Below are 25,089 nucleotides of genomic sequence, written 5' to 3'. Positions count from 1 at the left end.
ATTCAAAGTTCTCCCTCGCTAAACCACTCCTGACCATCTACAACACCGGACATAACCGCCTGCGGCTCAGTTGTTCCATTGAGTTCAACAGCTTCATATGGATCTAGAAGCTGAGACAGCTTTTGCTGCACTATCGTCGCCAATGTATGAATACTTATCCCCTCAATCAACTGAGTAACTGAGATATCTACCCCGAGATGAGTCCGCAACCGATTGCGTAACTCTAAAGACATCAGTGAATCAAAGCCCATCAGCGTTAGAAACTCGTCCTTGTCTACTTCCTCGGGAGTTAATAGCAAAGCCTGACCAATCTCTCGACTAAAGTAATCAACTAAAAAGGCATACTGCTCTGCCGTTGGCATTGTTCGCAACATATCTAAGGGAGCCTGCTCGGGCTGCGATGCCACAATTACGTCCAGATCCCCCTGCCTTTGACTAAGGTTATGTTGTCCTGTTTTTTGGGTCTGTACCGTGGAAAAATAGTCGCGCTGTCGACCGGAAAACTGGTCTAACCAAGTATCCCAGTCGATAGAAACAATTCCTAGCTGCCGCTGCTGCTGTAGCACCTGACTCAACAGTTGAATACCTTGGGCGTCACTAAAGGGCCGAAAACCGACCGCTGCAATTCGATTTTGATAATCTGACTCTAACCGTGCCGCCATACCCTGTTGTGACCACGGCCCCCAGTTAAGGCTCAATCCTGGCAAGTCCAAGGTTTGCCGGTAGGTGGCAAAGGCATCCATAAAGGCATTGGCAGCAGCATAGTTGGCTTGACCAGGCGCTCCCATCAGGGCCGAAATTGATGAGAAACAAATAAAGAAGTCCAGGGGCAGTGTTTTTGTTAGCTGATGAAGAATCCAGGTGCCCTGAACTTTTGGAGCCATGACTCGGCTAAAGCTCTCCCAGGTCTGACTCAACAAAATTCCATCATCTAAAACACCTGCTATGTGAATCACTCCCTTCAGAGGCGGCAATGACGTTTCGATGGTCTTCATGACCCGAGCCATGGCTGCCTGGGAGGTGACGTCAGCAGCCATCACTTTTACCCGAGTACCTGTCTGCTCTAAAGCAGTCAGTGCAGCTTCAGTGTCGGGCCGATCAATCTGCCTTCCTGTCAAAACCAGCTGTTTCACACCTTGGCTGGCTAACCATTGAGCCACCTGTAGCCCTAGCCCCCCCAGACCACCAGTAATCAGATAACTGCCGATTTGATCTGGGCTTAGGGTCTGAATAGGTGGAGATGGGTGGTTTTGCAGCCGGGCAACAGAACGCCCACTGGCATCGTAGGCAACCTGGTCATCTGTAGGGAGACGCTGACCAATCTCCTGACAAATGAGTTGGGCCTGGGTAGCAACGGGGAGCGTGGGAGCTAAATCAATCAATCCACCCCAGAGATCGCTGTGTTCTAGGGCAATCACTTTGCCAAGTCCCCATAGGGGAGCCTGGGCTAATGCGGTAGCTGGGGTTTCTGAAGTTACCGCATTGTGGGTCACGCCCCAAAAACGACAATCAGGCGTTTGATGTTTGGCCAGACTCTGGATCAGATGGAGCAGGTTTTGGCAACTGTAGGTGATACCTTGTTCCAGGCTATCTGTTGGCATTTCAGCCGTAGTACGGGCATCCAATCCCCACAGATAAACAATGCCTCGGGGGCTGCGATCGCTACTGAGCCAAGATTTAATCAAAGACTCCATCGCCTCAGCGTCACCGGGTTGGAGTCCACGATACTCGCAGATGCCCTGCTCGATCCCGTTCAGATCATCTGTTGCCGTCTGGGCGCTCACAAGGGTACATTGATGGCTCTGCTGAGTGAGTTTTTCAGCCAGGACAGTACCCACACCTAGCTTATCTGCAAAGATCAGCCAATCACCACTAGCCACCACTGCCCGGTCAGGGAGGAACGGTTGTGGTTGCCAATTGACGGTGTAAAACCAATTTTCTGAGGTCGCCAGCGTCAACTGGCGCTGATATTCTTGCACCAAACTAGTAATGACCTCTCGATGGTCAGCGGAGTTTTTACCCAGAAGTTGGGTTAATTTATCACTGTCTCCCTGATTCAGGAGATCTATAATAGGCAAGGCTGGAAGGGTAGCAGCGGGTGCTTCTCGTCCATTAGTAGTCGCTTCAGTCCAATAGGATTGTCTCTGAAATGGATAGGTTGGCAGGTCTACTTTCTGGTGAGGCCGTCCTAAGCCATCCCAGTCAACTTCAACACCCCGTACATATAGCTGACCCAGGCTAGCACCCATGGTTGCCCAGTTCTCCTGGTTGGGGCGGAGACTAGGCAGCCATACCCCAGTGTCCTCAGAGATACATGAGCGCCCCATCCCCAGTAATATCGGTTTGGGACCACATTCTACAAAGGTGGAGATTTCCAAGGCTGACAGCGTTTTCATTCCCTGATAAAACTTTACCGGTGCCAGCACATGACGGCACCAATAATCAGGCGTGGCGATTTCTGCAGTGGCTACTGTCCCAGTGACATTAGAGACCAGCTTGAGTTGTGGCTGGGTATAATCAACCTGCTGTGCCACTTGTTTAAAGGCATCTACCATCGGGGCCATTAGCCCTGAGTGAAAGGCATGGGAAACTTGCAAGCCAGTCACTTTAATTCCCTGCTGCGTTAAGATTGCGACGACAGTGTCTATTTCAGAATCTGGCCCTGAGATCACGATGCTTTGGGGGCCATTTACAGCGGCAATACTCAGCTCAGACACTTCACAGGCTTGTATCGCTTCTTCCACCGTTACCTGGGAGGCCATTAGAGAAACCATCTTGCCTTCAGTCAGCAACTGTTGCATCAGCCGCCCGCGTGCCGCTATCAGCTTCAGGCCATCAGCCAGACTAAACACACCAGCAACACAAGCTGCCACATATTCACCCACACTGTGTCCCATAACAACCGTGGGTAGCACTCCCCAAGAGTTCCAAACCTGGTAGAGGGCATATTCTAAGGCGAAGAGTGCAGGCTGGGTATAGGCAGTTTTGTGCAGAAGATTTGCTGCTGAATGGTCAGATGGATAGAGAATATCGAGTAACGGTTGCTCTAAATAGGGCTGTAGAAGCTGATCACACTGGTGTAAGGTCTGTCGGAAGAGAGGCACTGTCTCGTAAAGTTGTCGCCCCATGTCTACAGATTGTGACCCTTGGCCTGTAAACAGAAATGCAATTTTAGGTTCAGTTTGGCGGGTCACCTGCCCCCTGTAGAGGTGAACAATTGGAGTCTCTTGATGATTGTCAAGCTGGTTTAACTTAGCAATGAGATCTGTCTTTGATGGGGCTAAGATGGCCAACCGATGGTTAAAATCTGCGCGCCCAGTATTGGCTGTGTAACAGACATCAGCAAGGTCACTGTCAGGGTAACAATTAAGGTATTGACAGTAGCGTTGGGCTAATGCTTGGAGTCCTGTCTTTGTCCGAGCCGATAGTTTTAATATTTGTAGCGGTGGGCTCGGTGATGTATGTGCCGCAGGTGAACTAGTAGATGCCTGGGAAGAAGCGACTTCAGTAGTTGACAGCTCGGAAACAATAATGTGAGCATTGCTGCCACTAAACCCAAACGAACTCACTCCTGCCATGCGCGGGTGCTCGCCCTCTGACCAAGGTGTTCGTCCTTGGGGGACAGAAATCGCCACATTTTCCCAATCGATATAAGGGTTGGGCTGACAAAAATGGAGATGGGGAGCAATCTCTTTATGCTGTAGCTGCAGCACAACTTTAATTAAGCCTGCAATACCAGCTGCTGCCTCTGCATGGCCAATATTTGTTTTCACAGAACCAACATTAAGGGGCTGTTGTTGAGAATGACTTTGTTTGAAAACAGCGTCCAATGCCCCCATTTCAATGGGGTCTCCTAAGGCAGTCCCAGTTCCGTGAGCTTCTATGTAGCTGATTTGTGATGGAGAAATCTGTCCATTTGCCAATGCCTGACGAATCACCGTTTGCTGAGATGGTCCACTGGGAACGGTCAGACCACTGGTACGACCATCCTGATTGATAGCCGATCCCCGTAGTACTGCCCAGATCCGATCGCCCTCTGTCAGAGCCTGGGATAAACGCTTTAAGATAACAACACCACAACCCTCACTTCGAACAAAGCCATCAGCTCGGCTATCAAAGGCTTTACAGCGACCATCTGGTGCCAGCATTCGAGCGCGGGAATGATTAATATGGGTACCTGGAGCGAGTAAGAGGTTTACCCCACCTGAGATCGCTAAATCACTCTCCCCTTGACGCAAACTTTGACAGGCTGTATGCACAGCGATCAGAGATGATGAGCAGGCCGTATCGATGGCCAGGTTAGGTCCTGTCAACCCTAAGAAAAATGATAGACGCCCCACGGCTGTACTGTGACTATTACCAGAGCCAACATAGGGAGTAATGTCTTCTAAGCGATCAGCAAATCGCCCCACATAATCATGATTACTAATACCAACAAAGACTCCGGTCTTAGTCTTTTCGAGCTGCTGAGGATTAATAGCAGCTCGCTCAAGAGCTTCCCAGGTAACCTCCAACAGCAAACGTTGTTGAGGATCTAAACAGAGGGCTTCCCGAGTAGAAATACCAAAGAAGGGCGCATCAAACTTATCAACATCATCAATAAATCCTCCATAACGGGTATACATTTTACCGGATGTTTCAGGATCAGGATGATAAAACTGATCCACCGGCCAACGATTTGCCGGAATTTCTGTGATTGCATCCTTTCCATGACATAGCAATTCCCAATACTCTTCTGGCGTCTGAACCCCGCCTGGAAACCGACAGCCTACTCCCACAATGGCAATGGGTTCTCGCTGGGCATATTCTACGGCCTCCAGTTTACTTTGCAGAGCCTGGATCGCGTGTAAAGCACGCTTAACCGATGATAGTTCTTGAACGTTCTCTTTTTCCATGGTTCAGAACCCCAGATTTTCTAAAGTTTGCATTAGGGAAGTTTCAGCTTCTTCATCAGAAAGATATTCTAATGCTGCCGATTGTGCTGGATCTGATGGAGGGGAGATCTCCTTATCCTGGGAAGGTATTGATAATGGATGGCCAATGTCTGCGACTAATGTTGACATTGGCTCTGAGACAGATTCTACCAGGGGATCGTCTGTTTCCAAGAGCTGTTGCAAGAGAAAATCAACCAAATCAGTAAGGGTGGGGTAGTCAAAGGCAACCGTAGTTGGAATTGAACACTGTAAGCTGCGTTGCAGTCGGTTTCGAAATTCCAGAGCAGTCAATGAATCCATCCCTAAGTCAAACAGCCCCTCCTTCAAACTAATAGCCTGAGAAGAGTTAAAGCCGAGAATTTGAGAAACCTGATTTTGCAAATGATTAATCAAGTAATCGCGACGATCAGCTGGTCCCATTTTCTGGAATTTTTGCCGAAACTCGGAAGTTTCAGGAGTGGTTTCCAAGGATAATTTAACAGTTTGCCAGTGAGCCAGAAATGAATTCTGCTCAGGTATATTAGATAGAAACGTGGGCCACTCAATGGGTACCATGGCCACCTCTGCCAGAGAACTTTGGATCATTACTTCCATACCCTGCAGAACATTTTCTGGGGCAATCATACCCATCCCTAGTTTCTGAATATAGGCCTCCAGCTGATCATTGTTGGCCGCTGCTCCTACCTTAGACACGGGCCCCCAGTGAATACTCAAGGCTGGTAGACCTTGCGATTGTCGAAAGTGGGCCAGACTATCTAGAAATGCATTGGCTGCTGCATGATTGCTTTGCCCCCGAGAGCCAAACAGAGAAGCCGTTGAAGAAAAGAGAACAAAGAAGTCAAGAGATAACTCTTGGGTGAGTTGGTGTAGATACCAGCTACCCAAAACCTTTGGTCCCATAACAGGCAAAAACGTTTCCCAGGTCTGTTGTCGGATAATACCGTCGGAAAGCACACCAGCGGCATGTAAAATTCCACGCAGCGGTGGTAAAGATTGTTCGATATCCTCTATAACCTGGCTTAAAGCACTGGGGTCAGACACATCAGCCTGGGCAACGACCACCTTGACACCCATGGCCCTCATTCGGGCAATAGGCGCTTCAGCTGCTGTTCTCATTCCCCCCCGAGTGACCAAGACCAAATGTCTCGCCCCTCGTTGTACTAACCAATCAGCCAATAGCAGCCCTAACCCACCTAAACCACCAGTAATGAGATAGGTTGCTGATGGCTGACACGACAGCGTTTTATCGTCTCCTCGGGGCGGCGAGAAATGACGTCGCGCTAAGCGAGCTACGTAGCGATTTTCTCCCCTCAAGGCAACCTGCTCCTCCGGATGGGTCGATATAATTTCGGCCCATAAGTTCTGTATTTGCTGTTCTAGAGGTACAGCGACGGCTAAATCAACTCGAACACATTGAAGTTCTGGGTGTTCGAGATCTAAACTTTTGCCAAAGCCCCACAGTAGCGACTGATTGAGACCAGCAGACCCAGGTGAGACTGCAGGGGTTGCCTGGGCTCCCTGAGTCACGAACCACAGCCGGGGGATAGTGGAAGGGGGCTCCTGCACAATTCCTTGAACAACCGATAGGGCCGTGCCACATCCTTGATGTAAAGACTCCTTAAAGCTATCGCCTAATAGATTCGGTAGCTGAAACGCCTTTAGATTCGGTGGCTGGGCATTATCTATTGCCCAGCAATGGATAATGCCGTGAATGGTCGTCTCAGCTAGTCTTTGGGAAATAAAGGATGGCAAAGACGTCTGGGGATTAACGGTATAAATATTGGCGCTACGCTGCTGATCATGCTGACCCGCAAACACCAATGTGCACTGATCCCCCGAGGCTTCTAATTGATCTGCCAGGCCCTGACCCACTCCCTGCTGATCAGCTAGAATCAGCCAGTTTTTAACTGCTTGAGTGACCGGATTGGGAGCTGTTTTGGCTAGTATTAGAGAACCGCTATTTTCGGGGGACGGAACTGCTTTTACCGAGTTAAATCCATTATCCAGCAGCACTTGCCCCCACGTGGCTGCATCCAACAAAGGATGGTTAGGACGTTGGTCATAATCAGTAAAGCGCCACCAGCCATCTAACAATCCAAAGGTCAGATCAAGCCAGCGTTGACGTTCAGTGGCTTCAATCAGGATTAGTAATCCACCTGGACTCAGGAGTTGTTGCACATGCCTTAGGGTCGTTGCCAGGGACTGGGTCGCATGTAGAACATTGGTTGCAATTATAATGTCATAGCTATGGGGTTCAAAGCCCTGGCCCTGGGGGTCAGTTTCAATATCCAGGAGTTGATAGCTAATGAATGGAAAATCCTGAAATTTTTCCTGGGCCAGGGTTAAGAAACCCTGGCCGATGTCAGTAAAAACATACTCCGTCTGATGAGGATTAAGCTGTGGCAAGAGATAGCTGGCGGTGGCTCCCGTGCCAGCACCAATCTCCAGAATACGCACAGCTCGGTCCGCCGGTAGATCAGTTAACGCTGTTGTCAGTGCCTTTTGGGCCAGCGTATTCATGACTCTATTACCGGGTGAATCTTGATAGAGTCGGGTCAGAGTGGTGGTATCTCCTGCCGGGAAGAGAACGTGTACCGGGTCAACGACTCCCAGCAACACGTCACTCAAACGGTTGCCACACTGCTGAAGTAAGACAGCTTCTGCAGGTAGCTCAGCAACGGCCAGCGCCTGACTGGGGGATTGGGGCGGATCAGGTTGTTGTCTCACCTGCCAGGAATCAGCATCAGCTTGGACAATCCCGACAGTTGCTAAAATTTCAAGGAGACGTTCAAAGAGTTTTCTCTGCTGTGAAACAATGCCCAGCTGTTGAGCGACTGCGGCCGTTGTAAATGACTGATGTTGTGGAAACTGCCACCCCATGTCCTGCAGTGCCATCACAATATAGTCAACGCTGAGGGTTTCCAACTGAGCCATAAAGGCCGTATGTTGGGCTAGTCCTTCAGGGGAGATTAGCTCTGCCAGAGTGGGTTGCAAGGTTTGGGCGATGACATTAGCTTCAGGTAAATAGTTAGGGCATTGTCCGTCGATGAAGCGACCTTGGGGCTGCCATTCGACGTCATAAAACCAGTCTGGAAGCGATGCCGGTTGTTCCTGTTGGTGTTGCTGTTCAACCAAATATTCCACCAGGGTAGGTAGTAACTGGGTTTGTTCAGCGGAAAAGTCTGTGTTTTGCAGCAGTAATTGGGTCAGCTTTTGAGTATCTCCTTGTTGCAATAACTGCACAATTGAGGTGGATGCTTCAGCTGTATCGGTGGGGGATGATGTACCTCCATTGACTGTCGCCGTTGAAAGTTCTGGAGTCTCCACCCAATATCGCTGATGTTGCCAGGGGTAGGTGGGCAAATTCACTTTACGCTGAGTTGTGGAGCGATAAACGGCCTGCCAATTAACAGGGATTCCCTGCACATACAGTTCTCCCAGGCTGTGCAGTAGGGTTTCCCAGTCTTCTTGCCCAGAGCGCAAACTCGGTATCCAATGGCCAACTCCATCGGGCAAACAATCGCGGCCCATGCTTAACAAGGTTGGCTTGGGACCACATTCTATAAAGATTTGATGTTCTGCTTGATGACTGATTTGATGGAGGCAGGTCATTCCCGCCGCAAACTGAACGGGAGAAAGAATGTGGCAACACCAGTAAGCAGAGGTGAGGTCTTCTGGAGTGAGTACCTGGCCTGTGACATTTGAAATGAGTTTAATGGCGGGTGCCTGGTAGGTAATCTGTTGGGCCACCTGCTCAAAGTCGGCCACCATTGGGGCCATCAGTGGGGAATGAAAGGCATGGGAAACCCTCAAGGGCCGTGCTTTTATTCCTTGGTCCGTTAAGCTTGCAGCAACTGCATTGACACTGGCTGAGCAGCCAGCAATTACCGTACTTTGAGGACCATTTATGGCTGCGATCGCAACTTCGTCTGACCTATTCCCAAGCGTCTGAATAACCGTCCCCACCTGTTTAGACGAGGCCATCAGGGAAATCATTGTGCCGTTGGCGGGCAAGGCATGCATCAATCTGCCACGGGCAGCAACCAACTTCAGAGCATCCCCAAGGGAAAAGACCCCAGCTACACAGGCAGCCACATATTCTCCCAAACTGTGCCCCATCACCGCATCAGGTTCAATCCCCCAGTCACGCCAGACACAAGCGAGGGCATACTCGACAGCAAACAACGCTGGCTGAGTATAGGCCGCAGTATGCAGAAGCGATGGCTCTCCTGCAGGGGGATAGAGCACCTCCAAGAGTGAATGGTCTAACTCAGATTGCAACAGCCGATCACAGGTATTTAAAGTCTCTCGAAAAATCGGCAAAGTCTCATAAAGCTGACGCCCCATATGCTCAAACTGAGACCCCTGACCGGTAAATAGAAAAACAATATCAGCCGACTTTGAGGATTTGCCCATGTTGTAATGCTGGAGGGAGTCCCAACCAGGTCCCTCATTCCCCCCTTCCTGGGTAGCCACATACTGTAGTTGCAACTGCATATCTTCATAGGTTTTAGCCACCAGAGCGAGCCGATGTGCAAATGCGGTGCGTCCCGTATTTGCACTAAAACAGATATCGCCGAGATCCAAATGGGGATGGGTAGCCAAATGATGGTGATATCGATGGACCAACGACTTTAGGGCCTCTGCATTTTTAGCTGATAGGGTAAGCACCTGCCAGGGAGACTCTCCTAGGAATTCATGGTCTGGGAGTTCAGGTGCTACTAGCGACGGTGCCGCCTCAACAATCACATGGGCATTGGTTCCCGTGAAACCAAAGGAGCTGATGCCTGCCAACGGCTGTCCCTGTTCAGGCCAAGGCATTAGCCGTTGTACCACTTGCATCGGCATCTGTGACCAGTCCAGATTCGGGTTAGGGGATTGACAATGCAGATGGGGGGGAATAACTCGATGCTGCATCCCTAGCACCACCTTGATCAAGCCAGAAATACCAGCTGCTGCCTCTAGGTGACCAATATTTGTCTTCACGGCTCCAATCCACAGTGGCAACTCGGTAGAATGTCCCTCGCCTAAGACGGCTGCCGCTGCTGTGAGTTCAATCGGGTCTCCTAAACTAGTGCCAGTGCCATGGGCCTCCAAATAGTCAATTTCTCCTGGCTCTACACCAGCATTCACTAAAGCCTGACGTAGCAAACGCTGCTGGGCCTGACCATTAGGCACCGTCAGTCCACCACTAGGGCCATCTTGATTGACGGCGCTGCCCCGAATCACTGCTAACACGTTATCTCGGTCTGCGATCGCTTGGGACAAGGGTTTGAGCACTACCATTCCACAGCCTTCTCCGCGAGCATAGCCATCGGCTGACGCATCAAAGGTCTTGCAGCGGCCATCGGGGGCCAGCATTTTCGCTTTAGACGTGCCAATAAACCCATCTGGGGTCAGATGCAACTTAATACCACCGGCCAGAGCAACAGAACATTCTCCCTGACGCAAACTGTTGCATGCTTGATGGACAGCAACCAAAGACGAGGAACAGGCAGTATCGATGGCCATGGCTGGCCCCGTAAACCCAAAGGCATAAGCAATCCGCCCCGGCGCACTAGATAGTGCCACCCCGGTACCCAAATAGGTGGACAGAGGACTGTCAGGATGATGCTCCAAATGACGAGCTAACAATCTTGGATAGTCTTGACCATCATTACCGATAAACACCCCGACAGGAGCTTCTGACAATCGATCAACCGGATGTCCTGCTCGTTCTAGTGCTTCCCAACTCACCTCTAACAGTAGACGGTGTTGGGGATCCATTGCCGTTGCTTCTCGAGGAGAGATACCAAAGAATCCCGGGTCAAATTGGTCCACTGCTGTCAGAAAGTGTCCAAAACGGGTATACATCTTCCCCGGAATATCGGGATCGGGATCGTAGTGGTTATCTAGATTCCAGCGTTCTGAAGGGATTTGGCTACGAGTATCGCCCCCGGTTTGTAAAAGTTGCCAAAAGTCATCGGGGGTGTCGATACCTGCTGGGAATCGACAGGCCATACCAACAATGGCAATGGGATCATGGGCATGGGTTTGAACCGTGACCGATGGGGTGGAGGGTGCTGTTAAAGATAGCCCCAGTACCTCATTCCCGATGTATTGGCTAAGGCGTTCAATATTTGGAAAATCAAAGGCGAGGGTAGCAGGTAAGCGGTCTCCCAATTGTTGGGAGAGTCGGCTTTTCAACTCCACAGCCATGAGAGAATCCATCCCTAACTCGAAGAAGCCCACATCGGTGGCAGGTAATTCTGTTGCGGGGAGGCCCAATACCTGGCCAACCTCACGCTGGAGTAAATGTTGCAATAGGCTTAATTGTTTGGCAGCCGGATTCGCTTCTAGCTGTTCTTTCAAAAACGCTTTAGTTCCCTGAGAGATAGACTCACTATCCGTATCTGACTGACCTAAGTTGTCCAACAGGGGACGCCGCCGTCCGGCCTCATAAATATTACGAAAGCGATCCCAATCTACCGGTGCAACTACATGTTGCCCAGTCTCAGTAGCCAGGAGAAATTCCAGAGATGCCGTTACCTGAGATAGATGTAATCTACCAACACCAATGCGACTCAGGTACTGCTCCAGGTCCACTGCGTTGTTTGTTTTTAACATACCTGCACCGGTCACTGCAGACCAGTTAATGGTCAATGCACTCAGGCCTAACTGTTGACGGTAGGCGGCAAAAGCATCTAAAAACTGATTGGCTGCTGCATAATGGGCCTGTCCCACAGAGCCCCAAACACTGGCAATCGAAGAGAAGCAGATGAAGAAATCTAAGGCCGATGACCGACTGAGTTCATGCAAGTTCCAGGTACCTGCCACTTTAGAAGCCAAGACTGTTTCTAAATCGCTGCTGCAAAGTTCGGAAATATAATTGAATCCACCAACACCTGCCGCATGAATAATGCCCCGCAAGGGCGGGAAGGCTTGAGGGATTTGGGTAAACAATTTGGCCATAGCAGCCTGATCAGCGACGTCAACCATCGGGGTTAGCACGTTTACCCCTGCCTCCGTCAGGTAAGTTACGGCCTCTCGACGTTGCTCAGTATTGCCCCCGCTACGAGAAAGCAGAATCAAATAACGTGCTCCTTTGGCCGCTAGCCATTGGGCACTTACTAACCCCAAACCACCTAAGCCTCCCGTAATCAGATATGTAGCATCTGGGTGAATGGTTGCACTGATGTCCTTAGCTAAAGGGGGTGACGGTCGTTTCACCAAGCGCGCCACGTATCGTGTGCCCTGACGATAGGCAATTTGGTCTTCCTGACATGCTCTAAGGTCTGCAATAATCGCTTGGGCTTGAGTAGCTAGGGTATTTGTTGGGTTATCCAAATCGATTAACCCACCCCAAAGCTGGGCATTTTCTAAACCAAAGACCCGGCTTAAGCCCCATACAGGCGCATAGGCCAAAGACAACATAGGTTCTGCTTCAACAGAGGGTGTTTCAGTAAAGGCTTCAACTGCAACTGCATTCTGAGTCAGCACCCATAGTTTTGGGGAAGTCTCAAATGGGTGGGTTAAAAGCCCCTGCATCAGCTGGAGCAGGGTTGTACAAAGAGTGTTTACCTGCTCGCTTAGAGTAGAATATAGGGGGGTGAAAAACCCTGGGCAATAGAGAATACCTTGAAGTGTGATCGACGGAGTTGCTTGCGTTTGAAGAAAATGCCAGAGCCTTTCAAATTCAGAGGATTTCAAGTTTTCCATCGCATAGATGGCAACCCCTTCAGGGGGAGAGCCATTCATATCTCCCAGCGTTACCCATGTGATTCGATAGCCTGTTTGTTGAAGCTGTGAAACAATTGCCTTTTCCTGGGGGCCAAACGGTGCAAAGACAAGCCAATCTCCAACAGTTTCTGGATCTTGTTGAGCCTCTTCTATCAGAGGACTTTTGTGCCATTCCAGATTGTAAAGTAAATCCTGAACAGCAATTGCCACCGTCTGTTGTTGATGCTTCTGAAAGAGTCGATTCAGGGTTTGTCGCTGTTGCGCATTGAGGGGGTGATCGAATTCTAAAACGTCAGCCAGTGCTTGCAGATCTCCCTTTTGCAACAGATCAATCACAGATGAAGTAGGATGCTCTTGGAGCTTAGCTGCTACGGACTGATTAGAGGGGGTGACCCAGTATCGCTGTCTTTGAAAAGGTGATAGGGGCAAATCGACCTTGCAACGGGAATACTCTTGGTCAAACTGTTGCCAATCTACCTTCACACCCAAGACATATAAGTGGGCTAAACTTCGTAGCATCTGTAACCAATCTGGCTGATTAGGTCGCAAACTTGGTAGACAGACAGTTTCAACAGAATGATACTCAGGTATACAGGCTTGGCCCATGGCCAATAATGTTGACTTAGGGCCTATTTCCAAAAAGATGCGACATTTCTGTTGCCACAGGGTACGCATGCCTGCTTCAAATTGAACCGGCTGACGAATATGACGTACCCAGTAATGGGGGGTTGCAATATCAGGACCTGCACGCTTACCGGTGACATTCGAAATCAGTGGAATCTTGGGCATGCCATAGGTAATGCCAGCGGCAACCTGGGCAAAGTCTGCCAGCATCGGTTCCATCAGCGGTGAATGAAAGGCATGGGAAACTTGCAGCGACTTGGTTTTAATGCCCTGTACTTCCAGTTTTGAAACGGTTGTTGTGACCGCTTGATGTCGTCCAGAAATCACGAGACTTCTAGGGCCATTGATGGCTGCGATCTCAACCTCAGAATCGTCGCAGTCAAGGATAACCTTAACCTCAGAGGGCGTCGCTTCCACAGCCACCATCAGGCCATCTTGCGGCAGCGCCTGCATCAAGCGACCTCGTTCGACAATTAACCGGAGGGCATCTTCAAGACTAAAGACACCAGCAATACAAGCCGCCACATACTCACCTACACTGTGCCCCATCACCACGTCAGGTTTCCCAATCCAGGCAATCCAGACTTGAGCCAAGGCATACTCTAAAGCGAACAAGACAGGTTGCGTATAGGCCGTTTTATTTAAACGGTTGATATAAGACTGTAGGTCCGTGCCATTGGCATTGCTCGCAGGATAAAGTAACTCCAAAAGCGGCACATCCAAATAATTAGCCAAGACATGGGCGCATCGATCCAATGTCTGCCGAAAAAGCGGCTGCGTTTGATAAAGTTGTTGTCCCATATAAGGCGATTGGGAGCCCTGACCTGTAAATAAAAAGGCAACCTTAGGAGCAGGCGCAGACAGTTCTGAAAGACTATGGCGATATCCCCCTTGTACAACTTCTGCGGTTGCAGACTGACTGTAATCCGCCGTTAGAATTTCCAGCTGACTTTGTAACGCTGCTGTCGTATCAGCCACAATTGCCACCCGATGATTCAGATGAGCCCGCCCGATATTGGCGCTATAACAGACATCAGCAATGGCAACTGACGCTGTTTGAAAATATCCTCGATATCGGTTTAGGAGTTGCAAAAGTCCTGTTTCAGTCCGTGCAGATAGAGTCAAAACATGCAGGGGCCGATCAGATGGGTCATTCTCCCCAACAGCTGGTGAACTATCTGAATTATCAACCCTTCGGCAAAACTCCTCCACAACTAAATGAGCGTTGGTTCCACTGGCACCAAACGCACTAACACCAGCGATACGACGATCATTAACAGCGGTCCACGGCCTAATTGTCGTAGGAATCGACACCGGCATCTTTTGCCAATCAACATGGGGAGTTGGAGTCGTAAAGTTAATATGGGGAGCAATTTGCCGATGTTGCAACTGCAAAACTACCTTGATCAGGCTCACAATGCCGGCGGCGGCCTCTAGGTGCCCGACATTGGTTTTGACCGACCCCAAAATCAGCGGTTCCTGAGCTGAACGACTTGCCTTAAAGAGAGCAGCTAAGGCCCGCAGTTCAATCGGATCGCCCAGGGGCGTACCTGTACCATGGGCTTCAACATAGCTGACATCTTCAGAGGTTACGCGAGCGGCAGCGAGAGCCTTGCGGATTAGAGTTTCCTGAGCGCTCCGACTAGGCACCGTAAAGCCACTACTCGGCCCATCTTGATTGACAGCCGAACCACGAATAATAGCTAAAACATTATCCCCATGGGCCAAGGCATCTGAAAGCCGCTTTAAGATCACGACACCACAGCCTTCTCCTCGACCAATGCCATCCGCCGCCGCATCAAAGGTCTTGCAGCGGCCATCAGGTGATAGCATACCGGCATTGGAAGTGGTGATCATACTATCTGGCAACAGAATCAGGTTGACGCCAGCCGCCAAAGCCATTTCACATTCGCCCTGTCTCAAGCTTTGACAGGCTTGATGCACTGCCACTAACGATGATGAGCAGGCCGTATCAATAGCAACTGTAGGTCCCGTAAAACCAAAGGTATAGGCAATTCGACCTGCTGCCGCATTTAAAGGTAATCCTGTAACATAGTGACCTTCTAATCCTTGGGTACTGAGAGACTCTTTTGCTAAGGTTCCATAGTCGTTCAAAGTGATTCCAACAAAGACGCCTACGGTACTCTCAGTGGGCCGACTTGGAATAATTCCTGCCTGTTCCAGTGCTTCCCAACTGACTTCTAGGAGTAAACGATGTTGGGGATCTATCGTGACTGCTTCGCGAGGAGAAATACCAAAAAATTGAGGATCAAACTGATCGACCGCTGGCAAAAATCCACCGTAGCGAGTCGACATTTTTCCAGGAACCTCTGGGTCACGATCATAATAAGCATTAACATCCCATCGATCAGCAGGTACCTCGTCAATCGCATTAGTACCTGTGCATAACAATTCCCAAAACGATTGTGGATCTCGTACATTACCAGGTAGTCGACACCCCATACCAACAATCGCAATGGGGGCATTGATTCTAGCTTCTAATGCATTTAGTTTTGCCTTCAGTTTCTCAATTACCAAAACTGAACGCTGTAGGGGAGTTAATGTTTGTCCTGAGCCCTGCACACTACTCATAATACTTCTCCTGTCAAGGCTTCCAACTCACGATCAATTAAGTCCTCAAGGGTGTCTTCACTCATTTCTTCGAGTTTTTGAGCAGCGTCAGGACTATCGAACAAAGGGGTATCTACTAAAGTTTGCATGACTGTTGGTGAGCCCTCCTGCTGTGGCAGTGGCCAATGTAAAACTTCTTGGGTAATATACTTCGCTAAACTTCTGAGGTTGGGTGTTTCAAAAGCCAAGGTCGTAGGCAACTGAGTTTGTAAATCTTTCTCTAAACGCGCTTTTAGATCCATGGCCATGAGAGAATCCATGCCCATATCAAAGAAACCTTGATCTAATCCCAATGGTTGAGCATTATTGATTTCCAAAACCTCGGCCACTGTTTTTTGGAGATAGTCTTGCAAATAATCTTTTCGTTCAGCGACAGGAGCTGCCTGTAGAGCAGTTAACAGGGTTGATGAAGCTGGTGTGGTGATCTTACGCGAAGGCGTAGACCCGATATCAATCAAGGCCATAAGCCGACGACGGTGCTCTGCCTCGAACAGGGGTTTAAAGCGCGGCCAATGGATATTGGCAATGGTTGTTTGAGGGGTATGGCTTAGTTGCTCGGTGGACAACAGACAGTCAAGGACATAATCAGCTTCCGATGGCTGCAGCAAACCTACGCCCATTTGTTCTAACAAGAATCGCTCTTTCTCCTGAATCATCCCCCCTTGATCCCAGGGTCCCCAATTGATGCTGAGGGTAGGATGACCATGGCTGTGACGATAATGCGAAAACCCGTCTAAGAAAAGATTGGCAGCACTATAGTGGGACTGTCCTTTTGACCCCCACACTGAAGCAATAGAAGAACAGTTCATCCAAAAATCAAGGGCATAAGGTTGCGTCAGCTGATGAAGGAGCCAAGTGCCTTGCACCTTCGGGCTGAGCACCGCCATAAAATCTTGCCAGCTAATGTTTTCAATGGGGTCAAATCCGGCCATACCCGCAGCGTGGATAAGACCTCGCAAAGGCGGCATAGAGGTTTCAATCTCTTTCAAAACCATCTTGACAGACTCTAGCTGAGTTATGTCCGACTGACAAACTCTCACATGAACGCCTTTTTCTTCCCACTGAGAAATCGCGGCTTTGGCGTCAGTATTGGCAGCCCGACGCCCCACCAATACTAAGTGCTGTGCTCCCTGACGCACCAACCAATCGGCCATATGCAAACCAAGAAAACCCAGTCCCCCTGTAATTAAATAGGTGCCATCTTGCTGCAAGCTGACTTGGGCAGGGGGAGCAACAAGCGATTGCTTAACTAAACGTGGTACATAGAACTCATCCTGGCGCATCGCAAATTGATCTTCTGAGTGATGCGGTTGCTCAATCAACTGGAGCAGCCGTTCTCCTTGCTGTTCTGTTGTGTCATCTAGATCGATCATCCCTCCCAAAAGTTGAGGGCGTTCTAAACTCAGCACCCGACCGACTCCCCACAGTGGGGTCTGAGCTACAGACAATTTGTCGCGATCTTCAACCTGCGTCACCTGGGCACGTTGCGTAATTAGCCAAAGTTTTGGTAACGGTTGCTGTTGAGATCGCAACAACATTTGTACCAGATGTAAAACACTGGCACATCCTAACTGCTGGGCCTGTTCTAAGGCCGTAAGTGTTAGGGTGTCAGTAGCATTAGTATCCAGACTCCACAGATGGACTATCTGCTCAATGGGCGGAATTTCTGTTGCCGATAGACTAGACCATAGCTGAGCCAGCTGATCCGCTACTGATGGATGCAGAGAATAGGTGTGGTCGTCCAGACATTGATAAGTATACCCAGCATAAACAACAGTACACACATGCCCTGCCTGCCTTAAGTGCTTGCTAATCGCCTCTCCCAGACCTGTTTTATCTGAAAAAATCAGCCAGTGTTTTGGCTGAGTATTCAGATCTGTCGTCTGGGAACTCCACTGTTCTGGGGGCAAAGGCTGCCACTGAATTTGATACCCCCACTGCATAACCTGTTTAGCTAGCTGGTCTTCTTGGTATTGCGATCTCAATACAGTTTTTAACTGAGATATCAGCTGTGGCAGCACCTGCCTCTGTTCAGGAGTAAATGTTCCAGTGGCAACCACTGCCTGGATCAGCGATTCATCATTCCAACTATTTCGCCAGACAACGCCCTCTACAGTCTCTTCCGAAAGCTCTGATGGCGGTTCTGAGGCAGCAGTTAGACCACCAGGGGTTAGGCCCGTTTGCCAATAGGTCTCTCCTCGAGTACTCACCCAATATTCCTGACGCTGAAAGGGATAGGTGGGTAAGTTTTCGAGCCTTTGCCGAGGATAATTCTGATCAAACCCCCGCCAATCAACATTAACACCGTGCACATACAGATACGCCAAACTCTCTAGTAGAGTACCCCAAACAGATAGGCTAGGCCCTAAACTCGGCAGCCAACCGCTAACTCCAGTCGCCCCCCTTGACGTTACAGTATCCCGCAGGACTGACGAATTCCCAATTTCAAGCAGGATCTCATACCCCTGTTGCTGCAATCCTTCAGACCAGGGCATCCACTCAACAGACTGAGCAATACGATGGGCCCAATAATCCGCAGTGACGATGGCCGATAGATCAGACATTTCTGAATCATGAGCAATCACCGCTAAGGTGGGCTCATAATAGGTCACAGTCTTCGCCACCTCAGCAAACTCTAACACAAGAGAGCCAATTAAAGACGGAGACATCTCCTCAACAGCCTCCCCCTGATAGGGATGCATTAACTTTTCTCGCGCTATCACTAAACGCAATGCATCTTCCAGCGAAAAAACTCCCGCACAACAAGCCGCCACATATTCCCCTAAACCACATCCCGAAACTCCTTGGGGGGCAATTCCCCAGGAACACCAGAGCTTTGCCAGGGCATACTCCACCACAAATACGATTGGCTGACCATAGGCTGCTCCAGAAATCAAATCCGCTGACGGCGTCAGTAATCCATCCAGCAAAGACTGTTCACTATAACTTTGAAAAATTGCATCACACCGAACAAGTGTCTCTCGAAAGATCGGTTGGGTCTCATAAAGTGTTCTCGCTATCTCCCCATAGTCTGCACAAAGTTCTGAAAATACAAAAACAATCTTAGGGGGGGTATACGCGCTCTGACCTATCCACACACCAGGGCTAACCTGATGTTTTGCCGCAGACGCTATCGATAAAGTATCAAATAACTTGGACGGGGTCACTAACTCCTTGAGCCGCCCTTTCAACTGATCAAACGTATTGACAACCACTGCCAGACGATATTCATGGTGATCGCGCCCCGTGTTGAGACTAAAACAAAAATCCGCAACCTCTGCATCAAAGGAAATTTTATCCTCCAAATAATCCCAACACCTGACAATAAGATCTTGCAATGCCTCATGGGTCCGAGCAGATATCGCCAGCACATGACCAGGCCTAGAAAGGGTTAAACCCGAGTTCTTCTTCTGACCGGGATTTTGATAACCAGGGGGCCCCTGCAACACAACATGGGCATTGGTTCCCCCGAAGCCGAAAGAACTTACACCCGCGTAGCGGTCCATTCCCTCTGGCCAGAACTGCAGCGATGTTGGAATGTCTAGTGGCGTTCCCTCTAGATCAAGATGAGGATTACGTTCCTTAAGATGTAGTAGAGGTGGAATTTCACCTTTTTGTAGAACCAGAATAGATTTGATCAAACCTGCCATACCAGCAGCAGCCTCAAGATGACCAATATTTGTCTTAACCGAGCCAACCCAACAGAGTTGATGCGGCTGTCGTCCTTCTGCTAAAACTGATTTCAAAGCCGACATCTCAATGGGGTCTCCCAGTGGGGTGCCAGTCCCATGAGCTTCCACATAACCAATATCAGCGGCATTCACTCCCGCATTGTGCAAAGCCTGACCGATCACTGCCTGTTGCGCAAACCGATTGGGCGCAGTTAAACCATGGCTCCCTCCATCCTGATTAACCGCAGACCCTCGAATGACAGATAAGATTGAATCTTGATCTCGAACCGCATCGGACAGACGTTTCAGAATGACTACCCCACAGCCTTCTCCACGTACATACCCATCCGCCCCCGCATCAAACGTTTTACAGCGACCATCAGATGCCATCATCTGTGCCTGGGAAAATGTAAGCGTTAGATGGGGCGTCAGAATCAAATTGACGCCTCCCACAATAGCCAACGTACTCTCCTGGTTTCTCAAGCTTTGGCACGCCTGGTGGACAGCTACCAGAGAAGACGAACATGCAGTATCAATCGCCAAACTCGGACCATGTAGATCCAGGATGTAAGATAGACGGTTGGCAGCAATACTCAATGCATTGCCAGTCCCTCCGTAAGCATTAATCGTCTGCCATGAGGGCGTTAGCCATGAGTAGTCTGAAGTACTAATGCCAAGAAATACTCCCGCTGTAGTTCCCGCTAAACTTTTAGGTGGAATACCCGCCTGCTCTAGAGCTTCCCAACAAACCTCCAACACCAGACGTTGTTGAGGATCCATCCAATGGGCCTCTCGCGGTGAAATGCCAAAAAATTGAGCATCAAATTGCTCAATGTTCTCCAGAAAGCCGCCCCAGCGAGTATTCATTTTGCCTGGTGTTGCGGGTGTTTCACTGTAGAAATGCTCAACATTCCAACGATTTACCGACACCTCAGTAATGGCATCCTGCCCCTGGGCCAAAAGCTCCCAGAAGTCTTCAGGGGTTTTACCCCCTGGGAAACGACAACCTAAACCAACTACTGCAATGTCCTCTGTCGTCCTACTGTCAGTGTACATTTTCCTTGCCTGAGAAACTTGAAAAGCATCTTCTCCACTGGCTAGAAACAAAGCTAGTTGCTCAATAGTTGGATATTCATAGATAGCCGTCGACGAAATTCGACGACCCAGTAAGGCTTCCAACTCACCAGATAGTCCCACAGCCTGTACAGAGCTGAGCCCATATTCTCCTAGGGGTCGATTCGGATCGATACTCTGAGGCTTAAGACCTGATGCCTCCGCTATCTTAGTAATTAACCAGTGTCGAATAGCCGATGTCTCCGAAGTATCCCACGCAGTAGTAGCTACTACTAGACTCTGCTCATCAGTCTGCATCAAATGACTCTGGGTAGACAAAACAAACCCATGAGACGGCTGTTGAATATCTGTTTCCACTGAAGGATTCGATTGTGAATTCGCTTCGCTATCCCAACGACCAACAACACTCAGGGTTTCTTCTAAAAATCCCTGGCGGCAAGCATGGCGCTGAATCTTACCACTCGATGTTTTAGGAATACTAGCCGTTCTCAGCAACAAGAGCGCATAAACCTGTAATCCATGATGGTCTGAAATAGCTTGTTGGACAGATTTAGCAATCTCTACAACATCGAGCTTACGGAGATAACGACGCTCGACTTCCTGAACAATGACCAGTCGTTCCTGTTGCTCCACATTAACCCCAAAAGCTGCTCCTGCAGAAGGCCGGAGTGCAGGATGGCACTGCTCAACGGTGCGTTCAATATCCTGGGGATAGTGGTTACGGCCATAGATGATAATGACATCCTTTAAACGTCCTGTAATAAACAGCTCCTCCCCCTGAATGAATCCCAGATCACCTGTGCGCAGAAAACACTGGCTCTGGTCTTCAGCCAAACGAGCATTAAAGCATTGATCACTCAACTCAGGTTGATTCCAATAACCCTGAGCTACACTTTTTCCAGAGACCCAAACCTCTCCCACTTGCCCCTCCTGGCAAGGGACTGTCGATGTCGGTTCAACAATAATCGCTTGCATCTCTGGTCCCGCTGGACCACACCCTACAATTGACTGACTAGTCTCACTGTCTGGGGGACTTGGAACAATTCTGTTCTCCGCTAGAGCAATATTCTCAACTGTGCAGACACTGGGTGCTTTAGATCTATCTCCACCTGCAATGATTAGGGTTGTTTCGGCCATACCGTAACAAGGATAAAATGCTTCCCAGCGAAATCCACAAGGTTCAAACTTGGTAGCAAATCGTCTAAGCGTTTCAAGCTGGACAGGCTCGGCTCCAGTAAATGCCACCTGCCAACTGCTCAAATTCAATTCTTCGAGCTGCTCGACCGTGATTTTCTGAGTACAGAGATCATAGGCAAAGTTGGGGCCGCCACTAACAGTTCCTTTATACCTGGATATTACTTTCAACCAGCGTAAAGGTTTCTGAAGAAAGCTCACAGGCTCCATCAAAGTTACCGATGCCCCAACGAAAGCAGACTGAAGAATACCGCCGATCAGTCCCATATCGTGATACGGAGGAAGCCATATTACCCCACGCAACTGATGATCATTACCAAATCGACTTGCAATCATGGCGGAGTTACAAGTCAAGTTCCCATGGCTGACCATCACACCTTTAGGAGTTCCTGTCGAACCTGAAGTGTATTGCAAAAAAGCAAGAGTATCTTGAGCTAATTTAGGCCGAATCCAAGCGTCTGCCAGACCGTAATCACTATGGTCAGTCGCAAGACAGTCAAATTTAACAGATTCAGACGATTTCAGCTCTTCTAAAACAGATAACAATTCTGATGTTGTCAATGCAATGGCTGCCTGGGAGTCTGCTACAATAGCCTGCAATCGAGTAAGCCGCTGATTGCGTCGCGGCGGATACGCTGGAACAGCAACAACCCCAGCATACAGACACCCCAGAAAGGCAGCTATAAAATCCAGCCCTGGTGGATAGATCAACAATGCACGTTCACCAAAGGCACAGCGAGACTGTAAGTGCGCAGCAATCTCCCTAGCCTTGTAATCTAGAGACAGGTAGGTAAATCTCTCCGTCTCAGTCTCACCCATCTCCAGAAATCTGTAGGCAAGAGAACCTGGTTGTTCTTCTGCGCGATGACACAGAATATCAACAAATGTCGCATCTTGGCCTAACATCATAAATTATCCCCAAATTTCTAAAATCAGGCAGTATAAAAATAAATTTCCATACCATCATATAGTTGGTCCAACCATTGACATCTTTGTGCCATTAAAACCAGAATTGACCTCAGAGCAACTTAGCGCCTCCAAGACTTACCTTTAAGCTCTAACCTCAGAACAACCATTGATCTGAAAACTCAAATCATAAAGAGACTGCAGCATAATTATCGGCAGTAACAATCCTAAAAGAAAAACCAGATACATCACAGCCTAGCTATATAGAAACAATTGAGCCACCTACTAAACTCTACATTTCTATAAATCATCTCTAATCAGAGCTTTTATTAGACAAACACATTCAACGCCTAGTCAAACATAGGAGAGAATATTTTTTAAAAGGCTTAACTCTCTTCATACAAGAATAACACTTCAGTAATAGCGAATCAAGTGTTCTACCATACAACAGATTGTTAACAACCAGAGAGTATTCAGAACTACAAGCATCCATTTTCAAGTGAGTACCTAGAGAAAGCTAACGCTAATGTTGACAAATATCCAAAATTCTAGCTAGATGATAGAGGGTTTAGAGACAACGCCATCTACAGAAATGGTATGTGAAAGTTGTTTTATTGTCTCTGCTATGATTAAGGAGTAGCTTCAATGGAAATAAAGCTTTTGGAGGCAACAAGCTATCAGCCTCTGTGCATAGAAGTATCGTCAACTGAAGATCAAAATATTGAGGCTTTGTTAGCGTGGCATCAGAGAAACAGAGAGCTTGTAGAAGAAAAAATCCTCAAGTATGGTGCAATTCTCTTCCGAGGGTTCTCTATCAATGATCCTGAACGGTTAAAAGATTACGTTCAGCTCATTTTTGGAAATCCTTCAGGTTACGTAGATGGAAATTCCCCTAGATCTCTAGTAGGTGATGGAGTTTACACTTCGACAGAGTATCCAGCAGCGCAAACTATCACGCTGCATAATGAACTTTCCTATTCTCATACGTGGCCGGAGAAACTTCTATTCTGCTGTTGTAGAGCATCCCAGAAAGGTGGAGAGACTCCCATAGTAGATGGTCGTCAACTTTTAAAGCAATTAGATGGAGATATTCTATCAGCGCTAGTTAATAAAAAGGTTATGTACATTCGAAATCTACATGATGGAAAAGGTCTTGGGCCATCTTGGCAAGATACTTTCGAAACACAGGACAAAGCATGGGTCGAATCTTACCTTCAACAGGATCCGGCATGTGAATATAGATGGAAGAATGACTCCAATCTATATATTAAGCAGATACGTCCTGCAGTTGTGCAGCATCCCATATCTAGCGAATGGGTTTGGTTTAATCAAGTAGACCAGTTTCACCTGTCGAGTTTGGGAGACACTTACTACCAAGCACTCAAGAAACTATATGCTGGCAAAGAAGATGATCTGCCTATGAATGCCTACTTTGGAGATGGAACCTTAATTAAGGAAGAATGGATAGAAAAGATTAGACAAACTTGTCTGCAAGAATCAATACGTTTTCCTTGGCAGGAAGGAGATCTTCTCATTATCGATAATATGCTTACTATGCATGGCAGGATGCCGTTTGAAGGTGATCGTAAAATTCTAGTCTCTATTGTTGGCAGTCATAGCTTAGCACCAGAACAAAACTAATTTCGTCGCTGCAACACTAAAGCAGTTCCAAGCTATTGATCCTGAAATTGATGTCAGTTCAGACCTTTACCAGTCTTGCTAAAGGTCTGAACTGTAATACACTTACCCTAGAAAAGAGTATAAATAAAAGGTGCGATCGCTGAACCTTGAGCAAAAACAATTAAAGCACCTACCAACACTAAGGTAACAATTAATGGTGCAAGCCAGTATTTTTTACGAGCATTGATGAAATCCCATAAATCTTTTATGGAATCAATAAAGGAATCTAACATTAAAATGGCTTCTCCATATTGATAATTGACTTTGAATCACTAGTTATACGATAGGTAAGGGCTTCAGAATCAAAGGCCCGGGGCAACGTTCGTTTATTCAGAATCCCCATCAACCAACCTATTGGAGTAAGTAGACCATAAAAAATCACACCAAGAATGATTCTTGTATTAATAAAGCCAAGTACAAGTCCTACTTTCATCCATCCGTGATAAATGGGCTGAAGGGCCATAGGTGCTACCAATGCTAAAGCGCTAAGTACAGCGCCTATTAACCAGGGCCATTGAGGTCTAACATGATGTCTTAGCCAGGGTAGTAGAAATCCAAATAGGATAACAAGGATCAAACTTGTAAGCAGACCAAAATGTCGTAACTCCTGACGGTTAGCAGGCTTAGATACACTATTGCTTGGCAAATTCATCAAA

At 48.4% G+C, this 25,089-nt stretch carries 6 protein-coding genes; 1 reads left to right on the top strand and 5 read right to left on the bottom strand.

Annotated elements, in window-relative coordinates; translation table 11 throughout:
- Positions 1 to 2: 2 nt before the first annotated feature.
- The 3 genes from U2F10_RS36380 to U2F10_RS36370 are packed head-to-tail and all read right to left on the bottom strand — an operon-like array spanning position 3 to position 22,756.
- Complete coding sequence (locus U2F10_RS36380; RefSeq protein WP_499874946.1) at positions 3 to 4,895, bottom strand: type I polyketide synthase; 4,893 nt, start codon at positions 4,893 to 4,895, stop codon at positions 3 to 5.
- Positions 4,896 to 4,898: 3 nt separating this feature from the next.
- On the bottom strand, positions 4,899 to 15,869 hold the full coding sequence (locus tag U2F10_RS36375; protein ID WP_499874945.1) for an SDR family NAD(P)-dependent oxidoreductase: 10,971 nt from the start codon (positions 15,867 to 15,869) through the stop codon (positions 4,899 to 4,901).
- Positions 15,866 to 22,756, bottom strand: a complete 6,891-nt coding sequence (locus U2F10_RS36370) for an SDR family NAD(P)-dependent oxidoreductase (RefSeq protein ID WP_499874944.1) — start codon at positions 22,754 to 22,756, stop codon at positions 15,866 to 15,868. The genes U2F10_RS36375 and U2F10_RS36370 overlap by 4 nt, the downstream gene beginning before the upstream one ends.
- A 642-nt stretch (positions 22,757 to 23,398) precedes the next feature.
- On the opposite strand from U2F10_RS36370, the gene U2F10_RS36365 reads away from it, so the two are divergent.
- A complete protein-coding gene (locus tag U2F10_RS36365) occupies positions 23,399 to 24,394 on the top strand; it encodes a TauD/TfdA family dioxygenase (protein ID WP_499874943.1) in 996 nt (331 codons plus the stop codon).
- Between the two features lie 107 nt (positions 24,395 to 24,501).
- On the opposite strand, the gene U2F10_RS36360 is transcribed toward U2F10_RS36365, so the two are convergent.
- Positions 24,502 to 24,666, bottom strand: coding sequence for a DUF5989 family protein (locus tag U2F10_RS36360; RefSeq protein ID WP_499874942.1), 165 nt, complete (start codon positions 24,664 to 24,666; stop codon positions 24,502 to 24,504).
- A complete protein-coding gene (locus tag U2F10_RS36355; protein WP_499874941.1) occupies positions 24,666 to 25,085 on the bottom strand; it encodes an SxtJ family membrane protein in 420 nt (139 codons plus the stop codon). The genes U2F10_RS36360 and U2F10_RS36355 overlap by 1 nt, the downstream gene beginning before the upstream one ends.
- Positions 25,086 to 25,089 lie beyond the last annotated feature (4 nt).

Source organism: Leptothoe sp. EHU-05/26/07-4 (assembly GCF_043421015.1).
In the GTDB taxonomy this organism is placed as follows: Bacteria; Cyanobacteriota; Cyanobacteriia; order Phormidesmidales; family Phormidesmidaceae; genus Leptothoe; species Leptothoe turfae.
The sequence above is the reverse complement of the archived record's forward strand: the minus strand, read 5'-3'. Positions and strand labels throughout refer to the sequence as shown.